The 25,984-nt window shown below is 52.8% G+C and carries 24 protein-coding genes; 19 read left to right on the forward strand and 5 right to left on the reverse strand.

Going from position 1 to position 25,984, the window contains the following annotated elements:
• The 16 genes from Q0393_RS01725 to Q0393_RS01800 all read left to right on the forward strand — a co-directional run.
• Window positions 1-854 (forward strand): phosphatidylglycerol lysyltransferase domain-containing protein (locus tag Q0393_RS01725; protein ID WP_298977400.1); only part of this gene is annotated, 854 nt, incomplete at its 5' end.
• A gap of 12 nt (window positions 855-866) precedes the next feature.
• On the forward strand, window positions 867-2,558 hold the full coding sequence (locus Q0393_RS01730; RefSeq protein WP_298977401.1) for a 2-isopropylmalate synthase: 1,692 nt from the start codon (window positions 867-869) through the stop codon (window positions 2,556-2,558).
• Between the two features lies 1 nt (window position 2,559).
• On the forward strand, window positions 2,560-4,389 hold the full coding sequence (gene uvrC, locus Q0393_RS01735) for an excinuclease ABC subunit UvrC (RefSeq protein ID WP_298977403.1): 1,830 nt from the start codon (window positions 2,560-2,562) through the stop codon (window positions 4,387-4,389).
• Window positions 4,390-4,751: 362 nt separating this feature from the next.
• Complete coding sequence (locus Q0393_RS01740; protein WP_298977406.1) at window positions 4,752-5,765, forward strand: extracellular solute-binding protein; 1,014 nt, start codon at window positions 4,752-4,754, stop codon at window positions 5,763-5,765.
• 253 nt (window positions 5,766-6,018) lie between these two features.
• On the forward strand, window positions 6,019-7,713 hold the full coding sequence (locus Q0393_RS01745; protein WP_298977408.1) for a sensor histidine kinase: 1,695 nt from the start codon (window positions 6,019-6,021) through the stop codon (window positions 7,711-7,713).
• Complete coding sequence (locus Q0393_RS01750; protein WP_298977410.1) at window positions 7,706-8,473, forward strand: response regulator; 768 nt, start codon at window positions 7,706-7,708, stop codon at window positions 8,471-8,473. Before Q0393_RS01745 ends, Q0393_RS01750 begins: the two co-directional genes overlap by 8 nt.
• 127 nt (window positions 8,474-8,600) lie before the next feature.
• Window positions 8,601-8,762 (forward strand): rubredoxin, encoded by a 162-nt coding sequence (locus tag Q0393_RS01755; RefSeq protein WP_006689806.1) that lies wholly within the window; start codon window positions 8,601-8,603, stop codon window positions 8,760-8,762.
• Window positions 8,763-8,937: 175 nt separating this feature from the next.
• Complete coding sequence (gene putP, locus Q0393_RS01760) at window positions 8,938-10,413, forward strand: sodium/proline symporter PutP (protein WP_298977413.1); 1,476 nt, start codon at window positions 8,938-8,940, stop codon at window positions 10,411-10,413.
• Window positions 10,414-10,518: 105 nt separating this feature from the next.
• The gene (locus Q0393_RS01765) at window positions 10,519-10,884 is read left to right on the forward strand and encodes a VOC family protein (RefSeq protein WP_006689804.1); all 366 of its coding nucleotides are present in this window, start codon (window positions 10,519-10,521) and stop codon (window positions 10,882-10,884) included.
• 65 nt (window positions 10,885-10,949) lie between these two features.
• Window positions 10,950-11,813 carry a response regulator gene (locus tag Q0393_RS01770; protein WP_298977416.1) on the forward strand — a complete coding sequence of 288 codons (864 nt, stop codon included), beginning with the start codon at window positions 10,950-10,952 and terminating at the stop codon, window positions 11,811-11,813.
• 3 nt (window positions 11,814-11,816) lie between these two features.
• Window positions 11,817-12,281: a chemotaxis protein CheX gene (locus Q0393_RS01775; protein WP_298977418.1), complete on the forward strand. Its 465-nt coding sequence runs from the start codon at window positions 11,817-11,819 to the stop codon at window positions 12,279-12,281.
• A 78-nt stretch (window positions 12,282-12,359) separates the two neighbouring features.
• On the forward strand, window positions 12,360-12,830 hold the full coding sequence (locus Q0393_RS01780; protein ID WP_006689801.1) for a DUF1934 domain-containing protein: 471 nt from the start codon (window positions 12,360-12,362) through the stop codon (window positions 12,828-12,830).
• A 31-nt stretch (window positions 12,831-12,861) separates the two neighbouring features.
• Window positions 12,862-14,454 carry an arginine--tRNA ligase gene (argS, locus tag Q0393_RS01785; RefSeq protein WP_298977421.1) on the forward strand — a complete coding sequence of 531 codons (1,593 nt, stop codon included), beginning with the start codon at window positions 12,862-12,864 and terminating at the stop codon, window positions 14,452-14,454.
• Window positions 14,455-14,919: 465 nt separating this feature from the next.
• Window positions 14,920-15,702 carry a tetratricopeptide repeat protein gene (locus Q0393_RS01790; RefSeq protein WP_298977422.1) on the forward strand — a complete coding sequence of 261 codons (783 nt, stop codon included), beginning with the start codon at window positions 14,920-14,922 and terminating at the stop codon, window positions 15,700-15,702.
• Window positions 15,703-16,181: 479 nt separating this feature from the next.
• Window positions 16,182-16,610, forward strand: coding sequence for a hypothetical protein (locus Q0393_RS01795; RefSeq protein ID WP_298977424.1), 429 nt, complete (start codon window positions 16,182-16,184; stop codon window positions 16,608-16,610).
• 144 nt (window positions 16,611-16,754) lie between these two features.
• The gene (locus Q0393_RS01800; RefSeq protein ID WP_298977426.1) at window positions 16,755-17,711 is read left to right on the forward strand and encodes a DUF3137 domain-containing protein; all 957 of its coding nucleotides are present in this window, start codon (window positions 16,755-16,757) and stop codon (window positions 17,709-17,711) included.
• Window positions 17,712-17,932: 221 nt separating this feature from the next.
• Here the strand turns inward: Q0393_RS01800 and Q0393_RS01805 are convergent, their stop codons facing one another.
• The 4 genes from Q0393_RS01805 to Q0393_RS01820 all read right to left on the reverse strand — a co-directional run bounded on the left by Q0393_RS01805 (window position 17,933) and on the right by Q0393_RS01820 (window position 21,341).
• The gene (locus tag Q0393_RS01805; RefSeq protein ID WP_298977428.1) at window positions 17,933-18,202 is read right to left on the reverse strand and encodes a hypothetical protein; all 270 of its coding nucleotides are present in this window, start codon (window positions 18,200-18,202) and stop codon (window positions 17,933-17,935) included.
• A 212-nt stretch (window positions 18,203-18,414) separates the two neighbouring features.
• Window positions 18,415-19,344, reverse strand: a complete 930-nt coding sequence (locus tag Q0393_RS01810; protein ID WP_298977430.1) for a DUF4299 family protein — start codon at window positions 19,342-19,344, stop codon at window positions 18,415-18,417.
• Between the two features lie 143 nt (window positions 19,345-19,487).
• A complete protein-coding gene (locus tag Q0393_RS01815; protein WP_298977432.1) occupies window positions 19,488-20,297 on the reverse strand; it encodes an SMI1/KNR4 family protein in 810 nt (269 codons plus the stop codon).
• A 324-nt stretch (window positions 20,298-20,621) separates the two neighbouring features.
• Window positions 20,622-21,341, reverse strand: coding sequence for a DUF1963 domain-containing protein (locus tag Q0393_RS01820; protein WP_298977433.1), 720 nt, complete (start codon window positions 21,339-21,341; stop codon window positions 20,622-20,624).
• A gap of 175 nt (window positions 21,342-21,516) precedes the next feature.
• On the opposite strand from Q0393_RS01820, the gene Q0393_RS01825 reads away from it, so the two are divergent.
• A complete protein-coding gene (locus Q0393_RS01825; RefSeq protein WP_298977435.1) occupies window positions 21,517-22,155 on the forward strand; it encodes a hypothetical protein in 639 nt (212 codons plus the stop codon).
• Window positions 22,156-22,861: 706 nt separating this feature from the next.
• Here Q0393_RS01825 and proC read toward each other — a convergent pair.
• Entirely contained in the window at window positions 22,862-23,839 is a 978-nt protein-coding gene (proC, locus tag Q0393_RS01830; RefSeq protein ID WP_298977437.1) for a pyrroline-5-carboxylate reductase, read from the reverse strand.
• Window positions 23,840-23,976: 137 nt separating this feature from the next.
• Here proC and ilvC point away from each other — a divergent pair, with 137 nt between their 5' ends.
• Together ilvC and Q0393_RS01840 are read left to right on the forward strand one after the other, a co-directional pair.
• Window positions 23,977-24,999: a ketol-acid reductoisomerase gene (gene ilvC, locus Q0393_RS01835; RefSeq protein ID WP_298977439.1), complete on the forward strand. Its 1,023-nt coding sequence runs from the start codon at window positions 23,977-23,979 to the stop codon at window positions 24,997-24,999.
• A 13-nt stretch (window positions 25,000-25,012) separates the two neighbouring features.
• Window positions 25,013-25,984: divergent polysaccharide deacetylase family protein (locus Q0393_RS01840; RefSeq protein ID WP_298977441.1), on the forward strand; the 972-nt coding region annotated here is incomplete at its 3' end.

Raw genomic sequence — 25,984 nt, forward strand, 5'->3', positions numbered from 1 at the left:
GCTATTTCCGTGCGAATTACTACGAGAATTCGCATTTTAACTTTACGAATCTCTACATGTGGCGCGAGCCGTTCCACGTTCACGTTGCGGAGGAAGATAACGTCCTCTATGTCGTGAGCGAGTGGAAGGCGCGTGTCTCGGCATTGCAGCCGTTCTGCGATCCCACGCTGTACCCTGCGGCGACGAAGAAGCTGCTCGCGTACTTCGAGGAGATTGAGCAGCCCTTTCACATCTACGATATGGAGCGCGGCTATGCCGATTTTCTGCGCAGCTGCGACTGTGCGAATTTTGAGGTGGTCGCCGACCGTGACAACTATGACTATGTGTATCTCTCGGAAAAACTCATCAGTCTTGCGGGGCGCAAGCTGCACTCGAAGAAGAACCATCTGAACGCGTTCCACAAGGAGCATCCCGATGCGGTGTTTGTGCCGATCACGGATGAAATCGTGACGCTGTGCAAGCTCGAGCTGAACAGCTGGTATAAGCAGCACAAGCAGGAGGACGGTACGGTTGATCCGTTCATCGGCTACGAGCGCACGGCGATCCTTGAGGTGCTGAACAATTTCGAGGATTTCGGGCTGAAGGGCGGCGCAATCCTCCTCGGGGGGCGCGTCATTGCCTTTACCTTCGGCGAGCAGCTGAACACGGACACGGCGGTGATTCACGTCGAGAAGGCGGATCCCGAGCTGCGCGGCGCGTATCCCGCGATCAATCAGGGCTTCGTGGAGCACGCGTGGAGCCATCTGACCTACATCAACCGCGAGGAGGATATGGGCATCGAGGGGCTGCGCAAGGCGAAGGAATCATACAAGCCGGAGAAGCTGATCGAGAAGTTTAATGCGCGGCTGCGCTGATGGATGAAATATATGGATGCGGGGGAAACGATCATGATGAACTACGAGAAGTACACCAAGGGCTATTTTATGCCGCCGGAGATCCGCATGGACTGGCTGAAAAAGGATGCGCCGGATCATGCACCAATCTGGTGCTCGGTTGACTTGCGCGACGGCAATCAGGCACTTATCGTCCCGATGAGCCTCGATGAGAAGCTTGCGTTCTTTGACCTCCTTGTGCATGTTGGGTTCAAGGAGATCGAGGTCGGTTTCCCTGCGGCATCGGATACGGAGTATGAGTTCCTGCGCCGCCTGGTCGAGGACGATCTCATCCCCGACGATGTGACCGTGCAGGTCTTGACACAGGCGCGCGAGCACATCATCCGCAAGACGTTCGATGCCCTGCGCGGTGTGAAGAACGCTGTCGTCCACGTCTATAATCCCACCTCGGCGGCACAGCGTGAGCAGGTTTTCGCGCGCTCGAAGGAGGAGATTCTGAAGATCGCCGTAGACGGAGCAAAACTCCTCAAGGAACTGACAGAGGAGGCAGGTGCGACGTATCGCTTTGAGTACTCGCCCGAGAGCTTTACGGGCACGGAGCCGGAATATGCCCTTGAGGTCTGCAACGCTGTGCTCGACGTGTGGCAGCCGACGCCCGACCGCAAGGCGATCATCAATCTGCCCTCGACGGTGCAAATGTCGATGCCGCATGTCTACGGGATGCAGATCGCCTATATGAACGATCATCTGAAGTACCGTGATGCCGTTGTTCTCTCTCTCCATCCACACAATGACCGCGGCTGCGGCGTATCGGATACGGAGATGGGCCTCTTGGCGGGGGCGGATCGCGTTGAGGGAACGCTGTTTGGCAATGGGGAACGCACGGGCAACGTGGATATCGTCACGGTGGGGATGAATATGTTTGCCCTCGGCGTTGACCCACAGCTGGACTTTTCCAATCTGCCGCATCTCGTCGAGGTCTATGAGAAGGTGACGCGGATGCAGGTCAATCCGCGGCAGCCATACTCCGGTTCGCTCGTCTTTGCCGCATTCTCAGGCTCGCATCAGGATGCCATCGCGAAGGGCATGCATTACTGGGCGGAAAAGAAGCCGGAGCATTGGTGCCTGCCGTATCTCTACATCGACCCGAAGGATATTGGGCGCACCTACGACGGTGATGTCATCCGCATCAACAGTCAGTCGGGGCGCGGCGGCGTCGGCTACATTATGGAGCAGCAGTATGGCATCGACATGCCGAAGAAGATGCGCGAAGATCTCAGCTACCGCGTCAAGGCTGTCTCCGACGCTGGACACAAGGAACTGCAGCCGGACGAGATCTACAAGGTGTTCATGGACACTTATGTCAATGTTGTATTTCCCTACGAGCTGTCAGATTTCTGCCTGAACAAGCAGCCGGACGGCACGCGGCGCGGCGACGTGCATCTGCGGGTGGACGGCGAGGATCGTACCTATGAGGCACACGGCAACGGCCGCCTTGATGCCGTATCAAATGCGATGCAGGAGAATCTGCACCTTTCCTATACGAACCTGACGTACAGTGAGCATGCCTTGGAGCTGGGGCAGAGTTCCCGTGCAATCTCCTATATCAGCATTACGGGCGGGGATGGCAGCGTATACTGGGGAGCGGGGTTGGATACGGATATTATCACCTCGTCAATTTTGGCACTCTTCTCCGCGATCAACCGCATGAAGGCAGGGCACTGATGTGACCGATATTGTTGCAGAGAAACTGAAGCTGCTGCCGGACAGTCCGGGAGTCTACATTATGAAGGACGATCACGGAAAAATTATCTATGTGGGCAAGGCAATTGTCCTCAAAAACCGTGTTCGGCAGTATTTTCAGAGCAGCCGAAACCACACGCCAAAGGTGCGCGCAATGGTCTCGCATATCGCTGACTTTGAGACGATCATGACGGCGAACGAAGTGGAGTCGCTGATCCTTGAGGCGAACCTGATCAAGAAACATCGGCCGCGTTATAATATACGGCTGAAGGACGATAAGAGTTACCCCTATGTCAAGGTGACGGTGCAGGAGGGATTTCCGCGCGTCTTTATCACGCGGCGTGTGCTGCGTGACGGCGCGCGCTACTTCGGCCCCTATACGAATGTGACGGCGCTGCGGGACAGCTTGAAGCTCCTGCGGCGTCTTTTTCCTCTGCGTACGTGCCGCACGATGCCCCAGCGTCCTTGCCTTGAGTACCACATCAAGCGATGCCTCGCCCCCTGCGTCGGCAAGGTGGGGGAGGAGGACTACCGTGCGATGATCCGCGCCGCCCTGCTCTTTCTTGAAGGACGGACGGATGATGTAGAGCGTGAGCTGGAGCAGCGGATGCACGCGGCAGCGGAGGCATATCACTTTGAGACAGCGGCGCGCCTCCGCGATCAGCTCAGTGCCGTGCGTACGGCGGCAGAGCGGCAGAACATCGTAACGGGGGCAGGCGATCAGGATGCGATCGGCATGGCCCGCTCGGCGGCGGGCGTCTGTGTGCAGATCTTCTTCATCCGCGGCGGCAAGATGATCGGCCGAGAACACTTTCTCCTGCGCGGCAGCGAGGAGGAGACCAATGCGGACATCCTGCGTGCCTTTTTGGAACAGTACTACAATCAGGCGACCTTTGTACCGCGTGAGGTCCTCCTGCCGCAGGACATCGATGATGCGGCACGTGCGACTATTGAGTCGTGGCTTGCTGCGCGCAAGGGGGGGGGCAAGGTCGCGCTCCTCTCTCCGCAGCGCGGCACGAAGCACGATATTGTGCAGATGGCGACCGGAAACGCGGAAAAATTTCTTTCAGATGAGGAGACGCGGCGCAGCCTTATGGATGAGCAGACGCTTGGTGCCGTGGAGGAACTCGGGCGGTATCTTGGACTGAAGCATCCGCCGCGCCGTATGGAGTGTTTTGATATCTCGCATAATCAGGGGCAGGAGACCGTTGCGTCGATGGTCGTCTTTGAGGATGGTGCTCCGAAAAAATCGGATTACCGCCGCTTTAAGATCCGCAGCACGGAGGGCAAGCCAGACGACTTTCTCTCCATGCGCGAGGTGACGACACGCCGCTATGTAGGACTGGCTGAGGAGAAACTGCCCGACCTCATCATCATCGACGGCGGCAAGGGACAGCTCTCCTCGGCCCTTGAAATCATCCGCCATGCAGCAGGGCATAAGGATGTCCCTGTTGTCGGGCTTGCAAAACAGTTTGAGCTGGTCTTTACGGAGGGAAATCCAGATCCTGTTGAACTGCCGCGCCGCAGTCAGGCCCTTTATCTCATCCAGCGCATCCGTGATGAAGCGCATCGTTTCGCCATCACCTTTCATCGCAAACTGCGCGGCAAGCGCAATCTCGTCTCCGTCCTCGACCACATTGTCGGCATCGGCCCAAAACGGCGGCAAAGCCTGCGCACCCACTTCGGATCGCTGGAAAAAATCAAGGAGGCATCCGTGGAGGAACTCGCTGCCGCCCCCGGCATGAATCGCCCTTCTGCCGAGGCAGTACGCCATTTCTTTGACGCACAGCAGGAACTGCGAGGGAAACAGTAGACTGTTCACCGCAACGATAAACGGGAAACCTTCCGCTGCATTCTGATAGGAAATAACGGCGCAGGGGAAGATGGTCTTGATGCCATGGCTGTCATCCTTAAATCATAGGGGGGACTATGGATATGGCTGATGAGGACAATGCAGACCTCATCGATAAAGTACGCGAAAAACAGAGACTCGTGAAACAAAGGACCGCAGAGAACATGCAGTAATCGCCAGTGTGTTTTGAATGGTTGCGAATTATCAAGATAGGATTATCACACCAAAATGATGGACTGTACGATTGAATTGCAGTTCTGATTATTGTAGAATTATCAAAAGGATTTGAAATTGATGACATCTCATTTAGGAGGTGTCGCACGATGCTCATCTTTCAACGTATGCAGATATTGTGTGCGGCACTCCTCCTTGGCGTGAATTTCATCCTCGTCGGATGCGGTACTGTTCGGCAGGATCCTGCGGATGATGAAAACCTTGTCGTTGTCTATAACTGCGGCACGGAGGATTGGACAGCGCCCATTGCAAAGGAGTTTCAAGAGGAGACAGGAATTCAAGTCAGGCTGGTGAGGGATTCGTCCGATGCACTCATGACACGTGTCCGTACGGAACAGGAGAATCCGCGTGGAGATGTGCTGTGGGGCGGTATGGAGGATACCTACATATTCCTTGCATCCTATCTGGAACGGTATGAGTACCCGGAAAAGGATGCGCTGCGCGGGAATTTTTCCTGCGAGGGTGCCGCATTCTGCTCTATGACGATGGATCCCTATGTAATTGCTTACAATACGGATCTTGTTGATGCAGAGCATGCACCTGCAGGATGGAGCGATCTTCTCAATCCTCAGTTTCGTGGGCATATTGCTCTTGCTGACCCGACGAAGTCAATTTCTTCCTATGATGTCCTCATTACGATGATGGATGTGCTTGGCGGTGATTCTGCTGTGATCTCCCGTATGGCAGATCAGTTGGATGGACGCGTCACGTCTACATCGGCGGAGCAGATCAAGGCGCTCGCCGATGGAGCGTACATGGTTACTGCGACTCCTGAGCAGGCGGTACTGAAGTACAGAGCTGCCGGTGCACATATACAGATCGTTTATCCACAGGAAGGGACGCGTGTTTCTTCCACAGGAATAGCGGTCATCAAGAATGCTCCGCATATGGAGAATGCAAAGAAATTTCTTAATTTTGTTATGAGCCGTCAAGTTCATGAACGCCTCGGCGTCTATGAACGACGTTCTGCGCGTGCCGATGTATCGGCACCGCCGAATCTCCTGCCGCTGGCGGAGATTCGTTGCACACGGTTTGATGCCCGGCGTGCCGTCGCCTTCAGAGATGAATTTCTCAGCAAATGGCGTGCTGCGGTTATCAAATAAATCCCCATTTCCCCCCATCCCCCCATTCCCATATTTTCCCCTTCCAAGACCGTCACATTGCGTGGCGGTTTTTCCTTTGTCTTTTTTAATGGAGCACAATAAAAATATATACGAATTGATAATTTTCACTTGACAGAGAAAGAATTTGTCTTTATTCTTTCTTTATAGTCTGAAGATTGAGGAATAGAGCGATTCTTTATGACGGATATTTTATAGAATGATTCTCCGATTTTGAACGAGGTGGATTGCACCAATGAAGCGGTATTCGATCAGCTATCAAAAGCGCTTGTTCGCATACCTCCTTCTGGGCGGGCTCTTTCCTCTTTTGATCGCCTCGGCGATTATCCTTTATGCTGCGGATCGTACCTATGAGGATACGCAGGCTAAGGCAGGGCGTGCAGAGGTACAGCGCATCTCACGTGAGATTGATCATCTCGTCCTCGGCTATCAGCGACTGATGATGCCTCTTCTTGTCAGGGATGAGGTCTTTGACTATATGGAGGGCATGCAGACGGATCTGGCTCACCTCTATGCAGATCTTTACGGCGCACTCTCCGGACGCTCCGGTGAGGCGGCCGTCTATTTGCTCCCCGCAGATGGGAGGCGCGCTGTTGCCACGGATGATGTACCACGTGCATATCGTTTGCCGGAAAATCTTCATTGGGGAGTGATTGGCAGGGCGACGGCGGAGGATCATTGGGCCCTTTTGGCGGCAGATCGTTCTGCTCCAGATCAGCAGGATACCGTGTTCTCGATGGCATATGCACTGAGACACGACGGAAAACTCCTCGGCGTTGTTGTTGTCGATGTGCGCCGTGAGGCTCTTGTTCCACTTATTCAGCGCGTTCAGGACGGCAACGAGGGACAGATCATCCTAACGGACCGTCATCATTACGTGATGATGGATATGCTTGATCATCACCGTGAGGGATTTTCTGCACTTTTTTCTCCTGCGGCAGAGGAGGAAACATCAGCATCTGTATTTCGTGACTATGTGTACACCTCAGCGGCAACTGGGATTGCCGTTCATCTGCGTCAGCGTATGGATGCCGCTCCGGTGGATGAACTCTTTCGCCTCGTTCTCGCCGTAGATGGTGCTGCTCTGGCGGTAACGGCATATCTGGCATGGCAGCTCAGCCGCCGGCTCTGGCGTCCGCTCCACACGCTGACAACAGCAATGCGGCGGGTGCGTACCTCGGATGATTTCTGTACACAACTGGATGCGCGGCGACACGATGAGATTGGCGAGCTGGCACGTACGTTCAACAGCCTTGTCGAGCATATACGGATACTTCTGGCGGAGAACCGCGCGCGTGAACGGCGGTTGCGCATGGCAGAGGTCAAGTCGCTGACGGAGATGATTCGCCCGCATTTTATGTATAATACCCTGAATCTCATTAAGTGGAGCGCCAAACTCGGTGATGCAGAGGGGGCGGCAGATACTGCGGTACAGCTTGGAAAGCTTCTGCGTGCTTCAATGGCTATGAAGGAGTTTGTTACAGTGGCAGAAGAATTGGCGTTTTTGCGAACTTATTTGAAAATCCAGCAGCGGCGCTTTGAGGGACGTCTGATGGTGGCGATAAATGTGGAGCCGAGAATTGCAGGAAGCTATGTGCCAAAGCTGATCCTTCAGCCACTCGTTGAGAATGCGATACAACACGGCATTGAGAGTGTGGAGCGCGGCGGACACATCGCTGTCACGGGGCGGCAAGATGGAAGTCATGTCATTTTCGTGGTGAAAGATGATGGTCAGGGAATGTCTGACGAGCGACGGCGGGAAGTGCTTGCGCGGAAGGACGACAATCACTTCGGTCTCTATAACGTCCATATGCGTGCTGCTTTAAATGGAGATGCAGACTGCGGCATTGATCTCTCCAGCGTGGAGAAGAAGGGGACTGAGGTGCGGCTTACGTTGAAGTACATGAAGGAGGCTCCGTGCGATGATTAAGGTGCTTGTCATTGATGATGAACCAATGCAGCGACAGGGCATTGTGCAGCTGACCCCGTGGAAGGATTTTGGTGCTGAGGTCGTCGGCGCTGCCGGCAGCGGCATGGAGGGGATCCTCATGGCGCGGGAACACCGCCCCGACGTACTGATTGTGGACATCAAGATGCCGGGGCTGACGGGGCTAGAAGTCATTTCCCGTCTGCGCGGTGAACTGGATGCGGAGTATATCATCCTGTCCGGATACAGTGAGTTTGAATATGCCCAGCGGGCCATTTCTCTCGGGGTGTGCGCGTATCTTCTTAAGCCGTTGGATGACGAAGAGCTGGCTGCCGCAATGAAGCTTGCTGCGGGGCATATCATGGGGCGCCGTACGGAAAACATTCATCCTGATCAAAGGGAGGATATGTGCGGGAACATTGCTCTGCCCAAGGAAGAGCCTGTGCGCGGGTATCTCCTGCATGCCATGCGCCACATGGAGGAACATATAGCAGAACCGATCACGGTACGTGAGGTCGCCGACGAGCTGGGGCTGAGCGTCAGCTATCTGCACAAGCTCTTTTCCCGCTGCGGAACATCGTTCAGCTCTTATTTGACGGAGTGCCGTCTGCGCCGGGCGGGGCATCTGCTGCGTGAGAGTGATGCAAAGGTTTATGCCGTTGCTGCCGCCTGCGGCTATCAGGACACGCGTTATTTCAGCAAGATCTTTCAAAAGCACATGGGCATGAAGCCGACAGAGTATCGCTACGGAAAAAACTCGTAAAATTTTTTCTTTCTCCCTATAGACAAAAAGGGAAAGATGCTATAATATAATAATAGTTATTGGTTAGTAGATACGCAGCCAATATCATCAATGATTATCGGTGTATTATATATGAGGAGGAGTTCTTATGAAGACGTGGGTTTGCACAGTGTGCGGCTGGGTGTATGACGAGGCGAAAGGGGATGCAGACTACGATCTCGCTCCCGGTGTAGCGTTCGATGATTTGCCGGAGGATTTTGTCTGCCCTCTCTGTGGGGTGGATAAGAGCATGTTTGAGCAGCAGGAGTGACAGGATACTTCTGCTCTTGCCCCGCGCGTGCGCGGGGCTTTTTGTATGACAGAGCAGAAGGGCTGGGAAATATTTTGCTTTTCCTTCCGAAATCCCGTATAATGAACTGGATATTTTGAGAAGCACGGACTGCGGAGATTTTATTGGTGCTTCTTTTGTGCAGTTAGGAGATTTGTTGTTGGCAGAGCGAATTGAGATCAGTGCCATTTTTCTCGTCTATATGCTCATAATGATGGGGATTGGTGTCTACTATTATCGGCGGACACGCAATATGAGTGACTACTTCCTCGGCAATCGGAAGCTTGGCGCCTGGGTGACATCAATGAGTGCCGAAGCATCAGATATGTCGGGGTGGATGCTGATGGGGCTGCCCGGCTTCGCCTATGTGGCAGGGCTCAATGCCGGGTGGATTGCGCTCGGTCTTGCGCTTGGGACATGGGCAAACTGGCAGTTTGTCGCGGCGCGTCTGCGTGTCTATACGGAGCTGGCACAGAACTCCCTGACTTTACCGGATTTCTTTGAAAATCGTTTTTTTGCCCATTCGGGCGCACTGCGCGTTGTTCCGGCGATCTTTATCCTTATCTTTTTTATTCTTTATACCTCGTCAGGCTTTGTGGCGGCAGGGCGTCTCTTTGAGATGATCTTTCAGCTCCCGTATTTGACAGCACTGCTGCTCGGTGCGGCGGTTGTCGTGTTCTATACACTGGTCGGCGGATTTCTCGCCGTGTCACGCACAGATTTTATTCAGGGCGCAATGATGTTTTTTGCCATCCTTGTGGTACCCGTGGGAGCAGCACTGATGTTGGGAGGATTCACGGCAACGGCGGATCTGATCTATACGCAGCACCCCGCATTTTTCTCACCATTAATGAAAGCGGACGGCAGCACGCTGGGGGGCATCGAGTTCATTTCGCTGATGGGGTGGGGGCTTGGCTACTTTGGACAGCCGCATATCCTTGTGCGCTTTATGGCGATCCGCCATGCAGATGAGCTCCCTCAGGCGACACGCATTGCCATGTCGTGGGTAGTGATCTCCCTCTCGGCGGCGATTCTCGTCGGCATGGTGGGAGCGGTATATCTTGAGGTTCCGCTGCTGGGTACGGCTGCAGAGACTGTGTTCCTCACGATGGCGGGCAAGCTCTTTCCGCCAATCGTCGCAGGACTGATCTTGGCGGCGGTGCTGGCGGCGATTATGAGTACGGCATCGGCACAGCTCCTGGTCGCGGCTTCGGCATTTGCACAGGATATCTATCGGCGCAGCTTCCGCCCTGCGGCACAGCAGGGGGAACTGGTCTGGGTAAGCCGCCTGTCCGTTCTTGTCATTGCGGCGGCGGCAATCTACCTCGGACTCAGCCCGGACAATTTTATCCTCGATATGGTGGCATACGCATGGGCAGGCTTCGGCGCCGCTTTTGGCCCTGCGCTTCTTCTGTGCCTCTTTTGGCGGCGGACGACGGCACGTGGTGTGCTCGCAGGCATTGTGACGGGCGGCATGACCGTGCTCGTCTGGAAGCAGTTTGCCTTCTTCGGCCTCTATGAAATCGTCCCGGGCTTTCTGCTGGCACTTCTCGCCGTCTGCCTTGTGAGTCGGATGGATGCAGAGCCGCCTGTGGCCGTGACGGAGCTCTTTGACCGTGTGAATCGGCAGTAGAGAACGGCGCGATGCTCTTATGATGATGACGGAATTTGCCGATATAGAAGAAGTGCTGATATTCAGCCTGCGCCTCTTGGTGCTTACGACGATGGGGAGGATATTATGGCGTTTACCTTTACACATGTGAATTTCAACGTACTTGATCTGGAACGCAGCATGGCGTTTTATGAGATGGCATTTGGCTTTCGGGAGAAGCGCCGTCTGGAGGCGGAGGGCTTTACCCTCGTTTACCTGACGGATGGCACGACGGACTTTGAACTGGAGCTGACGTATCTGCATGAACGCAAGGACCCCTATAATCTTGGGGAAAAAGAGTTCCATCTGGCACTTCATGCGGATGACTACAAAGCGGCACATGAAAGACATACGGAGATGGGAATCATCTGCTATGAAAACGCAGGGATGGGAATTTACTTTGTAGAGGATCCGGATGGTTATTGGATTGAAGTTCTCCCAAAAAACATGTGACGAACGGTTCTTTTTTGTGTATAATATATTCCAAGCCGATTGTTCACAGCAGAGGGGGCGCTTGAATGGGAAAATTGCGGGTGCTGATCGTGGATGACTCCAAGATCAGCCGCGTGATGCTTGCTGAGAACCTAAGGGAGACGGATTTCGAGATCTGTGGGATGGCTGGCGATGCAGCAGAGGCACTGAAGCTCTATACAGAGATGCAGCCAGATCTCGTGACAATGGATATGAATTTGCCGGATACCAACGGGCTGGAGTGCAGCAGACGTATCCTTATACAGAATGCAGATGCACGGATTCTAATGATCAGTGCAATGAAGGATTTGAAGCTTATCACCCAGGGCAAGGCAGTTGGGGTACGTGCATTCCTTCAAAAACCGGTGTCGAAGCATGATCTGGTGGATACGCTGCATCTGATCGCACACGGAACGGAAAGCAGGGAGGCTGCTTTCCGTGAACTTTATGCAAAGCCATTTGCACGGGCACTTCAGCAGGGAACGGCCGGCCTTCTTAAGATGGAGGGCGAAACGGAAATCACACCTTATGTGCCGCGTACGCTTGATGTGAATGGTGCCGCTGTCATCATTGGGATCACGGGGTATACCACTGGTCGTGTCATTCTCTATGCAGAAGAGCCGGTAGTACGCCTTTTTGCTATGCATATGCTCGGGCGCTCCACGGTGGAGGAACTTGGTGAAAATGAGGCAGTGGATGCAGTGGAAGAAGCTGCAAACATCATTGCAGGCCGGGCCGTTTCGAAGATCAACAATGTGCTGGACGGGAAGGAACTGCGCTTGACTCCTCCAGGAACGATCTGTGGGACAAAAGTGCATATTGTGAGTCCCCGCATGACGACGTTCTGTATCAGCATACAGCTGCCGATAGGGACGGTCCAGATGAATGTGGGCTTTGCAGAAGGAGAGTAATCGATGGACGCAAAACTGATCAATCCTTTTGTGGATGCCTTTACAACGGTCATGCCGATGCTGGGGTTTCCAGAACCGACGCGCACAAAGCTCTATGCGGCGTCGAGCCGGGTTAAAAGCCACGGCGTGTCCATGCTGGTCGGCTTTACGAAGCAGATTCGCGGGAATGTGGTTTACAATATGAGCGAAGATACGGCGAAGTTCATTGCCTCCCAGATGATGATGGGGATGCCGGTTGAGTCGTTTGACGAGATGGCGCAGAGTGCAATCTCGGAGCTCAGTAATATGCTGACGGCACATACGGCAACGAACATCACGGCACTGGAGCTGGATGTTGATATTTCGACTCCTTCGCTGACGGTTGGTGCCGACTTCGAAGTAAAGGTCTGCGATGGACAATATCTCGTCGTTTCCATGGATCTGAGCGGGAAACTTGTCGAGCTGGATATCGCTGTTGACCAGATTTAGTATCGAAGGGATGACAGACATGCAGCTTTCTGTCATGCTTTCGCTGCGCAGAACACTTTTTATCGGAGGGGTTGTTCGATGAAGGGTGCAGAGCAGGTGCGTGTCTTTTTTAGAGGAAGACAGGTAGATGCTGCGGGTGAGGAGAGCCGTATTACGCTGTCCGTTATGGGACGGCGTTTTTTGCGTGGAGAGAGCCGCTATGTAAGCTATGACGATGCTGAGCTGATTGAAGGAGCGACGGTGCCGACCATTCTGCGCATCAATACGGAGGAAGTGCGCCTGCAGCGGCGCGGCGTTGTGCGCTGTACACAGAGTTTTGTGCCGGGGCAGGAACGGCACGGAGACTACCGAACACCCTATGGGCGGTTCTCGCTCTCTACATTGACGCGCCGCCTGCGTGTACGCACGCTCTCCAATGGGGTGGAGGAGGCATATATTTTTTATACACTCTATGTTGACGGTATGCGCCAGAGTGACAATACCCTTGAGATACGAATTGAGCCAATGCAAAGGAGACCAAATCAAGGTGGATATCAAACAGCAGATTGAGCAGGCGCTCATCAATGCCGTAAAAGCGGCGGTGTCAGCGGGAGAACTTTCGGAGGGCGGTACGCTTCCGCCCATTCTTCTGGAGGAACCGCCGAACAAGGAACTTGGCGATTTTGCAACAAATTTCGCCATGCAGTCGGCACGTATTTTTCATCAACCTCCGAAGAAGATCGCGGAGATTCTGGGGACTCACATCACGGGCTCATGGCTTGATCATGCAGAGGTGGCGGGGCCCGGCTTTCTTAATTTCTATCTCAAGAAAGATGTGATTGCAGATACGCTGCGCGACATTCTCCGTACAGGGGAGAACTATGGCGCGCTTCCGCCGAAAGATCTGCCTCCGATACAGGTAGAGTACGTTAGTGCGAATCCGACGGGGCCCCTCCACGTCGGACATGGACGCGGTGCGGCGGTTGGCTCGGCACTGGTGAAGCTGCTGCGTAAGGCAGGCTATGAGGTCCAGAGTGAATATTATGTCAACGATGCGGGGAAGCAAATGGATCTGCTTGCCATATCGGTGAATGCGCGCTATCTTGAACGACTCGGACAGAAGATTGTATTTCCAGAGAACGGCTATCACGGTGCGGACATCATCGATACAGCACAGCGCATCATTGACCGGGATGGGGATCGCTATCTCGCCTTGTCCGAAGAGGAGCGGTTGGAGAAGTTCAAGGACATTGCCTATAAAGAGAAGCTCGCGGTTCTGAGAGAAGATCTGGCGGATTTTAGGGTGACATTCGATCGCTGGTTCAGTGAGCGCACGCTTCATCCGGAGGCGGTGCAACGCGTTGTTGATGTGCTGCTGGAACGCGGCACCGCCTACGAGAAGGATGGTGCAGTGTGGCTGCGCTCAACGGATTACGGGGACGACAAGGATCGTGTGATTTTCCGCGATAACGGTGTGCCGACATATCTCGCAGCGGACATTGCCTACCACGATGATAAATACAGGCGCGGCTACGGTCGCCTCATCAACATCTGGGGCGCCGATCATCACGGCTACATCGCGCGCCTAAAGGCCGCCGTGCATTTTCTGGGCTACGACGAAAGCAGGCTCGAGATCATCCTAATGCAGATGGTAAATTTACTCAAAGACGGGCAGACCTACAAGATGAGCAAGCGCGCGGGCAATGCGATTTTGATGAGCGACGTGCTCGCCGCGATCGGCAGGGACGCCATGCGATTTATCTTCATCAGCAAAAAGGGCGAGACGCCGCTTGAGTTCGATGTGGACGAGCTCGCGCGCGAGGACAGCAGCAATCCGATCTTTTACATCAACTACGCCCACGCGCGGGTCAATCAAATTTTTACCAAAGCGGGCAAGTGCGAGGCGGACGTCTTGGGCGCGGACTTCGGCGCGCTAGATGAAGCGGGGCTCGGCCTAGCTTTTGCGGCGCTTAGCTTGAATGAAATTTTAAACGACGCATTTAATTCGCGCGGCTTGCAGAAGCTGCCAGATTTCCTAAAGGCGCTCGCGGCGGACTTTCACAAATACTACAACGAAAACCGCGTCGTAGGCAGCGAGAACGAGGATGCGAAGCTCAAGCTGTTCGCGCTCGTAGCGCTCAGTATCCGCACAGCGTTTGCTCTGATGGGTCTAAGCGCGAAAGAAAAGATGTAGCCGCACAGGCTACATTCGCGCCGATATCCCTAAATCTCACGAACGAAATTTTATGATTTAAAATACAAAGCGAAATTTTACGGCGGAATCTGGGATGAAATTTTATCGCGAAATTTGACTTAAAATTCTATCGCTATAAAATTTTAAAGCTAGTTCTAAATTTGCGGCTCGTAAAATTTTGATTTTAGAATTTTGCGAGCGATTTCACGGTATTACTGCGGCTCCAGGTGCGGTTCTTAAAATTTAAAATTCGGCTGCAAATTTACCGCTTGCGGAATTTTGAAATTCTAAAATTTTACGGCGCGGAAGCTTTAAGTAAAATTTTAAAACAAGGCTTGAGGTACTAAAATTTTGCGCAGATCAAATTTCATGTGAGGGAATTTCATCCGCAAAATTTATTCGGACGGGATTTGCCTGCAAGACCGCCCTTAAGCTCCGCGGCACATCGCCGCAAAAAGGATATATATGAGAAAGATCATCGACATAACGGCGCTTTCTATCGCCGTTTGCGTCTTGGTTATGGTGCTTTTTTGGCCGTCGCCCGTTTTATCGTTTAAATGCTACCGCGGCGATAGCGTAGGCTGCGCGCAGCTGGGGCGCGACAAGCTCTCCCGCGGAGATTACGACGGCGCAAAGTTCGCTCTTTCTAAGGCTTGCGAGGCGGGCGAAAAAGACAGCTGTTTTGACTTGGGAGCCCTATACGATGGCGAGGGCAATGCGACGCAAGCGGGCGTATTTTATACCGCAGCGTGCGATAAAAACGTCGCCATATCCTGCCACAAGCTAGGCAACCTATATCAGCGAGGGCGCCTGAGTAGGGACTTCGCCGCGGCAGCTCGGCACTATATCAAGGCTTGCGATTTGGGCTACGCTAAGAGCTGCCACAATGCGGCCGTGGTCTATTTCACGGGCGGTTTTGGGCTTGCGGCGGATCAGGCAAAGGCGGTGAGCTTTTTCGAGCGAGGCTGTGACGGCGGGCTAGTGGATAGCTGCTATAATGCCGGCGTTGCGTATGATAAGGGTCTCGGCGCACCGCAGGATCGCGACCAGGCGGAGAAGCTTTACACCAAATCCTGCGAGCTGGGCTACGGCGATGCCTGCAATAATTTAGGCTATTTGTATGTGAGCAAGGGGGATTTGCGCGGATTTTCTAAGGGGCTTGGATGGGTCAAAAAGGGCTGCGACGCGGGCAATAAAAAATCCTGTCAGATCTACGAATTTATGAAAGAGCAAATTTTAAAGAAGTAGGCGCTTGGTAGCCCGGCGCATGTTTCGGTTTGTACTGCCTGCCGTGCACCGTCTGTTTTGTATTGCTCGTCGTGCACCGTCTGTCGTATGGCGTCTGTTGTGCTACTTGCCTTGCACCGTCTATCTACGCTACTCGTAGCGCGGTATTGGTTTTTGCGATGGGCTTGTCTGCGATATTGCCGCGACGGGTTTGTGAGCTTTTGTAGCGCGCGCAATTTCGCCGCGATTTTGCGACGTGCGAAATTCTGCAAGGCGCAGATAGTCTATGCATGCGATTAGTTAAATTTAGCGGAGGAGCTTTACTTGAAATTCTATCGCTATGAAATTTTAAGGCTTAGCTCTAAATTCAGGGCTTGCAGAATCTCGACTTTAAAATTTTATGGGCGGCGCTGCAAGCAAGACAAAATTTAGATTTTAAAATTTTACGGCGCGGGATTTAGCGCGGAAGCAAAGCGCAAAGCTGTGTTTGAGGAGGTAAATTGGAATATGAGATCACGGGCGAGGTTCGAAATCTCCGCGTCCACGCTGCAAGAGGAAATAGCAAAATTTGGATATTTTTCGAGATAGACGGCGTGAAGCTGCGCGGCGAGTTTAACGATATCCCCGTGGAGGAGGGCGAGCTTGCGCGCGCGTATTTCATCCGCGGAGGATATGCGGGCAGCTACGTGATTACGCGGATTCAGGTAGCGCGCAAACCAAGCCCTTTGCGCCGCAAGCTGGGTATCGCGACCGCCGTGTGCACGCTGGGTTTCGGCGTAGCGCTGTGGATCGTGGGCTTTGGGGTTTTAAACGTCGGCGGAAGGGGCTCTCTAATTAATTTTGTCTGTATTGCCGCGGCAGGATTTGGGGTGCTAAAAGAGGGCGCGGGCAATCTTAAAATGTGGCTAAATCAACGCACGTCCGAGTAGATCGCCGCCGCGACGTAAATTTTATAGACTTATAAATTCGCCGAATAAAATTTACTCATGCCCGCCGTATCTTTGTGGCGTAAATTTTGCTAAAATTCGCTCCAGGCGCGAAATCCGCTGCGTAAATTTAGAAAAAGGCAAAATTTGAACATAAACGAAGCAATAGTTGCCACCGCCAAAAAGCAAAAAGAGTGCCGGCTAGCATTTATAAAGTATCTGTTTTTGGGAATTTTATTTATAATAGTGCTGCCCGTAGGCGGCGGATTTGCCGTATGGCATCTTTTTGAAAATCGCCTTGCACCGCTATTTTTCATCATTATCTATATTCCGTTTTTTCAAGCCGCACTAATGGCTAACGCGAGCCGAGTGACCAGCGAGCTGGGGGATTACAAAGCGTTTTATAAAGACGTTTTCGTCCGCGCCGCTATTCGGGGCACAGATCCAAATTTTAGCTACGATCCGAATGCCGGCATCAGCCGTAAAGAATTTCGCAAAATCGGCATCTATTCGCCAGGTGAGTTTCGCGCCGAAGATCAAATCAGCGGCATTTATAACGGCGTCAAATTTAACCTCAGCGAAATAATCCGCATCCCAAACGGCGCGACGCTGGAAATCGGCGACTCGGCGGCGCTAAATTTGCTATCCGCGATAGTTTTTGCATGGGAGGCCATGAAGGATATGCAGGCATTTAGCGGCTCGGTCTTGGTCTGCGAGTTTTACAAAAAATTTAGCGGGCAAACGATAGTAGCGAGCCGCACGCTAAACACCAGATTTTTAGGCGAAAAAGAACAGATGGACGACCTGTTTTTTAGTAAAGAATTTCGGGTCTTTGCGGACGATAAGGTTGAGGCGAGGTATCTTTTGACGCCCGCGTTTATGGAGCGCCTGCGAGAGCTAAAGGAAAAATTTGCGGGGAAAATGGGCGTGAGCACGGCGTTTATGGACGATAAGCTTTATCTATTTTTAAACGGAGCGAAAAATAAGTTTGAAACGACGCTCTTTTCGCTGCCACCGAGCTTAGAGGACGCCGCCGAGATCAAAAATGAAATTTCAGAGCTTTTATCAATCATAGACGAGTTAAATTTAAACTCGGATATTTAAGCGGGGCGGCGATTTTGGCTAATTAACGCGCGCCGCTATTTGGCGGATAAAATCCGCTTGCACTGGGAGAGGGCGCATTACTTGTCGCCTATCGAAATACATTGCGGCTAGAGCGCTATTTCTCCACCAGCTAAAATGTGCTACGCTTTGGTCGTATCCTTCCACTGCCTATCGAGATGCACTAAAGCCTGGATTGCTTCTATGCTACTTACCGAGATACGTTACGGCTCGGATCGCTCATTTTCGCTACCGACTGGGACGCGCTTAAGTAGCTCCTGTTCGCGAGCGAATAATCTACAAAATTTCTCCCAGTCGTGCAGATAGACGAGCCTATGCTCTTTGCCGCTTTCGTCAATGTATATGCCCTGCGTCGAGCCAAGACTCATCTTTTGCCAGTAGTCGAAAAACGGCAGCGCCTCGATGTCCTCTTGCAGCACGCCTCGCATCCCGTCGTTATCGTAAATTTTTAGATCGTAGTAGGTCTTTTTCATTTTAACCTTTCTAAATTTTACCGCGACGGAATTTTATCGTGGTGGAATTCTTAAATTTGTATCGCGATAAAATTCCGTCTTTTAGAATTTTGTGCGCCGCAAAATTTACCGCGAATTCCGCGTCTTTAAATTTTGCGGCGTCAATCCTCGATGGCTTTAAATTTTGTAGAGCAACCCTCGATAAAATCCCGTAATTTCACCGCAAGTAAAATTTAGCCTGCCAGCGCCTTTAGCTGCTCGGCGTTTAGCCCACCCACCAAAATATAGCTCGCATCGATGAAACGGTAGTTTTGCTTCGGCAAGCGCGCGATAAACTCGTCGTATTCCAGCTCGGCGATTGCATGGTAGTTATCGGCGTCGTTTTCGTCGCCCTCTATACCTATGAGCGCGATCTGCCAGCGCGCTACGTCGTTATTTTTCAGCATCTCGGTGTTTTGCCATTCCACAAACGGTTTGTAGGGCAAGATAATAGGCAGGTCTTGCGTGAGCGCGTATGAGCCCATTATCGTGCCGTCATCTCCATTTCGATAAAACCTCTGGCGCGCGCTGTAGGCGTCGAGATACTGCACCTCGGTTAGTCGCTTGCTAAACTCGGCAGAGGGGTTGTATGAGGCTAAAATTTCATCCATCATCGCGCGGTTTATCGCAAAAGGTCTCTCTACTCCGTAGCAAAAATTTACCTCCGTATCGCCACTTAAGTGTTGATCTATCGAATGCAGTCCCGCCGCTATATCGCGCTCGTAGTCGAATTGTTCTATACTGTCGTGGGTGTAAATTTCGCCGTTTTCATCCGCGATCTCGCTTTGCAGCTGCTTAGATAACGCTTGCAGATATGAGATCGCCAAAACCCAATCAAATACTGTCGCTGGCGTATTTACGCGCACGGCGTAGCTTTGCCGCTCCTCGTCATATCTTAGCTCCATCCCGCGCCCGCTCTTGCCCCGCACGCCCAAAATCAAGCACTCCTGCTCGCTCAAAGGCGATTTTAAAAACGCCCTTTCGTCAAAGCCTTCGGCGCTCTCGTCTATGTCAAATACCGATAGATCGGGCAGGAGCTCCAATGCCTTGTCTACGCTCATGGCGTCCGAATACCCCATAAATAGCGGGCGCTTTTTATTTTTGACGCTAAATTCTACGCTCACCTTTTTCTCCTTTGTTAAATTGGCAAAATTATAGCGAAATTTTACCCGCCGCCGCGAGCTAAATTTGCGCGCGCAAGTCCGCATTGCCGGTTGTACGAGCGAGCGCCGCAGCCGTCACAAAACTCACTAATAATCGCGAAAGCTTACGCGCCGATTGCGTCTTTTAGGCTCTGTGCGCACAAGCCCGCATCCTTAAACTCACGCAAAATTTCATCCATCAGCTCCTCTTTGAAAACGTCCAGTATCATCGCGCCCGCGTCTAGCTCGGGATATCGCAGAGCGGGCTCGCTGAAGTTTTTAAGCTCTTTAAACCGCCGCTCGCCCCGTCTGGCAAATCCGAGCCGAACCTCGTTCGGGCTAAGGCTCAGCATACCGCTATTGCGAGGGAAATTATACACGCTAAAGCCGTAAAGCTGCGGATCGGCGGCTCTTGCGCGCACGCTCAAAATTTCCTCCAGCCGCGCCTTTGTGCCGTCTAGATCGAATCCCGTTTGCAGCGCGATCTTGCCGCCCGTATCGAGCCGCAAAAGCGCCAAAAACGAAGCGAAATCCTGCGCGATGATGTTTTGCTCGTCACACTCGACGTCGATGTAGGCGACCGCGGGCCGTTCGCTCGCGCGGTAGTCCAGGCACAGATACCAATGCCCGTCGCCGCTGAATGGCACCAGCCCGTTAAGCTCGAAGCTCACGCACTCGCGCTCCTCGCCCCAGCTAAAGCGCGTAAGCGACGGATGCGCCTCGCCGATGCCGCTGACGGCGTCTAGCGGGTAGCCCTCTAGCTCGTAGCGCAGGTAGCCGCCGTTTTGCACGCTCAGCATCATGGCGAGCTCGCGCGGCAGGGCGTGTCCTAGCTCCTCCTCCGCGGCCCTCAGCGCCTCGGGCGTGAGCGGATCTTGTAGATAGGGCAGGTAGATCGGCCTGCGCCAGATGTTTGCAAGCTCGTTTGCATTCATTTTCGCTCCTTTAAATTTGCAGGTTAAAATTTCAAGCGCGCCTTAAATTTCAAGCTCGAATCCGAAATCTCGGGCTATAAAATTTTAAAATTTTGCTGCGCCGAATTTTTCACAGCCCGCTCGCTGTATTCGGCTCGTCTGCAACTATACGGATCGCCTCTCGGCGGCTTAAATTTAACCTAGATCGGGCGCCGTTAAAATTTAATCCGCACCGAGCGGGCTCAAAGCCGCGCGCCGATAAAATTTCATCGCAAATTACTCGACCCGAGCGTCCGTTTAAAGCGGCGGAATTTTGCGGGCGAGCTAAATTTGCATTTCGCGCGCCTAATCGAAATCATAATACAGGCTCCACGCCCCGCTTTGCGAGTTTTTGGCAAACATCAAGCTGCCGCCGTCAATGACGTTAAAGCCCGCCTTTTCGTCTGAAGAAATCTGAAAAACGAACTGATAGCCCTCGCCGAAGCTCACTCCCGACTGGCAAAAGGAGGGGTAGCCACCGAATTTCGTGCAGTTATAAAACTCCAAGGCGATGTCGTCGTAATACTCGAGCCCCTCCGTCTCCTCAAGACGCAAAATTTCATCTATGGTGTCCGCATCCAGCCCGCCGCCGTCCCAAACGGGCGTATCGTCCGCGGCAAATTTTGGCTGCAAAGGAAAGGGTCTTATCTGCGAGCGCGGATTTGCAAGCTCTTTTATGACGAGCTCGCTTACGTCGCTATACTCGCGGATTGCCCACAGGCCGTCCATATCATCATCAAATTTGCCGATGAGATCCTGCGAGATGAAGACCGTAAGTAGCTTGACGCCGTCCAAGATCTGCGGCACGTAGGGCAGCGCGGGCAGATAAAACTGCGCTAGAGGGAGCATCGGCGCGCCGTTTTGATCCACAGGCAGCTTCTCATCCGCCGCGCAGGCAAGCACGCGGCCGATCCAGCACTCATCGATCGCGCCTCGCGGCCTCACTCCGCCCGTCTGAAAATAGGTGATTTCGCGCGCGATCTTGCGCTGCAGCTCCTTAATCTTTTCTTGCAGATCCGTTTGCATTTGCGTCCTTTTCGGTTGGAATTTTAGCGCTTTTGTGAAATTATAGCGTAAATTTTACCCGCCGCCGCGAGCTAAATTTGCAGCGTAAAGAGTTGTGAAAAGTAAGCTTAAAGCTTTTTGGGAGTAAAATTTAAACAGACCCATGTAAGCGGTAAATTTAATCAAAGGAGCGAAGATGACGAAAAATCAGTGCTGCGTCCTAAAGCATTTGACGGCAGGCGAGACGGGCGGTTTTGAGAAAACGGGCAAGATGAATGACGGCGAGTTTTTGGATGCGCTTATCGGAAAAGGGCTTGTTTGGATGCTTGACTGGGTCGGCGAGGACGAGACGGGCGATGTAGGCAAATTTATCAGTTCTAGGCTTGATGCGCTGCAAAGCGGCGTGTCACTAGACTGCGATAAAATTTACGCAAGGCTCGAAAAAGAGGCGAAAAAAGAGGGTTTCGAGCGCGGCGATGCGAGCCTATTTTTGATGAACGAGTTTCAAAAGGCGCTCAAAAAGAGCGATTTTAGGCTCTTTACTTTGGATCTTCATAGCGACGCTTATTATCTGCTCGTCGCGCACAAGGACGCCGAGAAAGATTTTAAAAAGCTAGGCAAGCGCGAGGAGCTATTTTGGGATATCGCGCCGTGGGGCAAGCGCCGCAAAAGGCAGATCCTTTACGTCATAAACTGCGAGTGCGGCGAGATGTCTGCGTGGCAGCTGGATGCGGACGAGCCCTCTCCTAGAGACGAGGTTTGCGAGGTCTGCGGGCGGGTGCTTTTTGACGCAGACGGCAACGCGATGCAGCCTTTGGAAAAGGAATTTATCTGATCTTTTTACTTATAGCGGCTTTGCGTGCGAAGTTTCGGCTAGATGAAAAGTTAAATTTTATTGCGCAGCTCGGCAGGATTTGGCGCACAGGTTTGGTTTGCAGCTCGGCGGCGAAACGTAGTTTAAATTTAAGGCTTGCTCTGCGATGAAATGCGGTTTTGATTTGAGGCTTGCTTTGGTAGTAAAATACTGCTCGGCGCGGCTAGTTTCGGTTTTCTATTCACGTGAGCGACGAAATTTTACAGTTTGCGTTTGTATCTCGCAAGACCGCAGCGTAGGACGCACTCTTTTAGCGCTTGCGTTCTTGGCTTGATTTTTTATCCAGCAAGTTCGCAGTCGCGGGCGCATCTACCTATGCTGCTTTAAATTTTGATTTTAATGGTTGTGGACGTAGGCTCGCGCCGCTAAAAATCAAAATTTTGCCCTGCTGCGAGCGCTAAATTTATAATCCTGTAAATTTAGAATTTTAAGCGTAAAATTTGATCTAAAATTTCCAAAGTCGCTAAATTTTAAAATTTAAATGCAATATGAGCTTGCCGACTCGCTAGCCATAAGGCTCGTAAACTCCGCCGCAGCCGCAAGCTCGTTTGATTTAAAGATAAGGCAAAATTTTAGCTAGAGCGCCCGCACAGAACAGAATCCCAATGTTAGCGCGCCGCAAACAAGCCGTGTTTGAAATCCGAAACTGGCAAGGTGCAGCAAAAGCCTAACAGCGAGCTTTGGCGATGCACGCCTCGATCGCCGCCATCACCGCTGCGCGAAACCCAGCCGCCTCCAGTGCCGCCAGCCCCTCTATTGTCGTGCCCGCAGGCGAGCAGACGGCGTCTTTGAGCTCCGATGGGCGCCTGCCGCTTTGTAGCAGACGCGCCGTGCCCTCTACCGCCACCGCTACCGCGTCGTAGCACAGCGCCCGCGGTAGTCCGCCCCGCACGCCCGCATCCGCCGCAGCCTCGATAAAGGCGCACACATACGCAGGCAGACTCCCTGCGATCCCCGTAAATGCGGCAAAGCTCGCCTCATCTATCTCGTAGAATTTGCCGATTTTGGCGGCTAGCGCTCGTACGATCTCCCGACTAGCCTCATCAAAATACTCGCCGTAGCACAGCGCCGTAGCCGACGCGCCGATACCCGCGGCGACGTTTGGCATCGCACGGGCCACGAAAACGTCCGCACCTACGATATTTTGGGCGCACTCCAGCTTGAAATTCGGCGCCAAAAGAAGCAGGATTTTGCCCGCGAGCTCGGGCGCGATCAGGCGCAAAATCCCCTCGTAGCTGGCGGGCTTGGTCGCGAGCACGATAATATCCGCCGCGTGCGCCAGCTGCGTCTCGCCTTGCAAAATCTGCACGCCGTAGCGCTTGCGCAAAAATTCGTTTTTGCTTCTGGCATAAGCTAGGACCTGAAGCTTCGTATCGGAGCTGGACTGCGCGCAGGCGGAATCACGTTCGCGGCTCGCAAAATTCTGCTCTAAATTTGCGGAATTCTGCCCGCAAGCCGCAAAGCTTTGAGTATCTGGCATAAAATTTTGCCCGTCGTGCGCGCAATTTTCTCCGCCCGCCGTGCAATTTTCTTTATCCTCTGTAAAATTTTCTCCGCTCGCTGCGCAATCTAGCTCACCCGCTGCGCAAAGTGCGGCGATCATCGCCTCGCCCATATTTCCGCCGCCGATAAATCCCACTTTCATTTTCGCTCCTTTTAAAGCTAAATTATGCCTCAATGATAGCTCAAAATTTCTTTATCCGCCCTTGCGGCGCGCGGTTTATCTACGTAAAAGCAAATTTTAGCTACAATCTCGCCTAAATTTTTAAAAAAGGATGCGTTATGGCAATAAACGTTTTTTACGACAAAGATTGCGATTTGGGCTTGATTAAGGCTAAAAAGGTCGCTATGATCGGCTTTGGCTCTCAGGGGCACGCTCACGCCGAAAATTTGCGAGATAGCGGCGTAGAGGTCATCGTGGGCCTGAAAAAGGGCGGCGCGAGCTGGAGCAAGGCCGAGGCAAAGGGCTTTAAAGTAATGAGCGTCGGCGAAGCTACGAAAGCCGCGGACGTCGTAATGATCCTAACGCCTGATGAGTTTCAAGGCGATATTTTCAAAGCGGAGATCGAGCCGAGCTTAAGCGAGGGTAACGCGATCGCGTTCGCGCACGGTTTTAATATCCACTTCGGACAGATCGTCCCTCCAAAGGGCATCGATTGCATTATGATCGCTCCGAAAGCCCCGGGCCACACCGTCCGCAACGAGTTTGTAAGCGGCGGCGGCGTGCCGATGCTGATCGCCGTTTCGCAAAACGAAAGCGGCAGAGCCAAAGAGCTCGCTCTAAGCTACGCAAGCGCGATCGGCGGCGGCCGCACCGGCATCATCGAAACGACTTTTAAAGCAGAGACCGAGACCGATCTTTTCGGCGAGCAAGCTGTGCTTTGCGGCGGACTTTGCGCGCTCATTAACGCAGGCTTTGAGACCCTCGTCGAGGCGGGATATGAGCCCGAGATGGCGTATTTTGAGTGCCAGCACGAGATGAAGCTGATCGTGGATCTCATCTATCAAGGCGGTATGGCAGATATGCGCTACTCGATCTCAAACACCGCAGAATACGGCGATTACGTAAGCGGCAACCGCGTTGTAAACGAAAGCAGCAAAGCGGCGATGAAAGAGGTGCTAAAGGAGATTCAAAACGGCAAATTTGCAAAAGACTTCATCCTTGAGCGCAAGGCGGGCTATGTACGGATGAACGCCGAGCGCAATATCACGGCAAACAGTTTGCTTAGCAAAACCGGCGAGAAGCTTCGCGCGATGATGCCGTGGATCGCCAAAGGCAAGCTCGTAAATAAAGATAAAAACTGATTTCGGCTGAGCTTTGGCTAATACAAATCCACGAGGGCGCCGCAAAAAGCGCCCGATCAATTACGCAACGATCGCCTTTGTCGTAATCTTATGCTTTTTAAGCGGTGCGGTTACCTACGCGGTTTTGGATCTCGTATTTTCGGGCAATAAAGCTGCGTTGCAGCAAAGCTCGCGCAAACAAACTCCCGAAAGCCCTTCCGATCCTCGCGGTAAAAAGCCGCGTTTAAGCGCTGCACAGAAGGAAGCTCTGATTCAAAAGGAGCTCGATAAGATTGCCGAGCAAAACGTAACTACGCCGAAGCTTCCCGTAGAGCCCGCATCGCAAAATTCCGCAAAACAAAATTCCGCAAATTCTATGGCTTCCGCAAATTCCGCCGCCGCAAATTCGGCGAGCGGCGGACCTGACGTAAATTTTACCGCTGCAAATTCCGCGCCCGAAAATTCCATAAATTCTACCTCGCAAAGCTATTCTTCCGGCAGCGCAGACGATCTTTCTAAATCGCCGCGCAAGGCTTTGCCCGCAGGCTCTCGCGCAAAGCTAGCGATCATCATCGACGACGTAGGCACCAGCGAGCAGGCGCAAAAGATCGCCGCTCTGCCCGTGCGAGTGACGCCGTCCATTTTCCCGCCCGAGTATCAGCGCAAGGACACGCGCTCGCTCGCTCGCGACTTTGAGCATTACGCGATCCACCTGCCGATGGAGGCGAGCTCTGCTAAAAATAATTCCGCGACGCTGCGAGCTTCGGATAATTACGAGAAGCTGCGAGGCGTCATAGCGAAGCTACGCGTGGACTTTCCGAACGCTAAATTTATAAACAACCACACCGGTTCTAAATTTACCGCCGACGAGCGCGCAATGCAAAATCTGCTGCGCGCGATGAACGAACATGGATTTTTATTTGTCGACTCGCGCACTAGCCCCGCTACCAAGGCTAAAGCGGCGATGAATGGGCTCGGCATGCGATATGTGCATCGCGATGTGTTT

The organism is uncultured Campylobacter sp. (genome assembly GCF_938015785.1).
Taxonomy (GTDB): Bacteria; Campylobacterota; Campylobacteria; order Campylobacterales; family Campylobacteraceae; genus Campylobacter_B.

Coding starts and splice junctions, on each gene's coding strand:
- Q0393_RS01730 (WP_298977401.1), top strand. CDS start 867: ATGGATGCGGGGGAAACGATCATGATGAACTACGAGAAGTACACCAAG.
- Q0393_RS01740 (WP_298977406.1), top strand. CDS start 4,752: ATGCTCATCTTTCAACGTATGCAGATATTGTGTGCGGCACTCCTCCTT.
- Q0393_RS01745 (WP_298977408.1), top strand. CDS start 6,019: ATGAAGCGGTATTCGATCAGCTATCAAAAGCGCTTGTTCGCATACCTC.
- Q0393_RS01750 (WP_298977410.1), top strand. CDS start 7,706: ATGATTAAGGTGCTTGTCATTGATGATGAACCAATGCAGCGACAGGGC.
- Q0393_RS01755 (WP_006689806.1), top strand. CDS start 8,601: ATGAAGACGTGGGTTTGCACAGTGTGCGGCTGGGTGTATGACGAGGCG.
- Q0393_RS01765 (WP_006689804.1), top strand. CDS start 10,519: ATGGCGTTTACCTTTACACATGTGAATTTCAACGTACTTGATCTGGAA.
- Q0393_RS01770 (WP_298977416.1), top strand. CDS start 10,950: ATGGGAAAATTGCGGGTGCTGATCGTGGATGACTCCAAGATCAGCCGC.
- Q0393_RS01775 (WP_298977418.1), top strand. CDS start 11,817: ATGGACGCAAAACTGATCAATCCTTTTGTGGATGCCTTTACAACGGTC.
- Q0393_RS01780 (WP_006689801.1), top strand. CDS start 12,360: ATGAAGGGTGCAGAGCAGGTGCGTGTCTTTTTTAGAGGAAGACAGGTA.
- Q0393_RS01790 (WP_298977422.1), top strand. CDS start 14,920: ATGAGAAAGATCATCGACATAACGGCGCTTTCTATCGCCGTTTGCGTC.
- Q0393_RS01805 (WP_298977428.1), bottom strand. CDS start 18,202: ATGAAAAAGACCTACTACGATCTAAAAATTTACGATAACGACGGGATG.
- Q0393_RS01815 (WP_298977432.1), bottom strand. CDS start 20,297: ATGAATGCAAACGAGCTTGCAAACATCTGGCGCAGGCCGATCTACCTG.
- Q0393_RS01820 (WP_298977433.1), bottom strand. CDS start 21,341: ATGCAAACGGATCTGCAAGAAAAGATTAAGGAGCTGCAGCGCAAGATC.
- Q0393_RS01825 (WP_298977435.1), top strand. CDS start 21,517: ATGACGAAAAATCAGTGCTGCGTCCTAAAGCATTTGACGGCAGGCGAG.
- proC (WP_298977437.1), bottom strand. CDS start 23,839: ATGAAAGTGGGATTTATCGGCGGCGGAAATATGGGCGAGGCGATGATC.
- ilvC (WP_298977439.1), top strand. CDS start 23,977: ATGGCAATAAACGTTTTTTACGACAAAGATTGCGATTTGGGCTTGATT.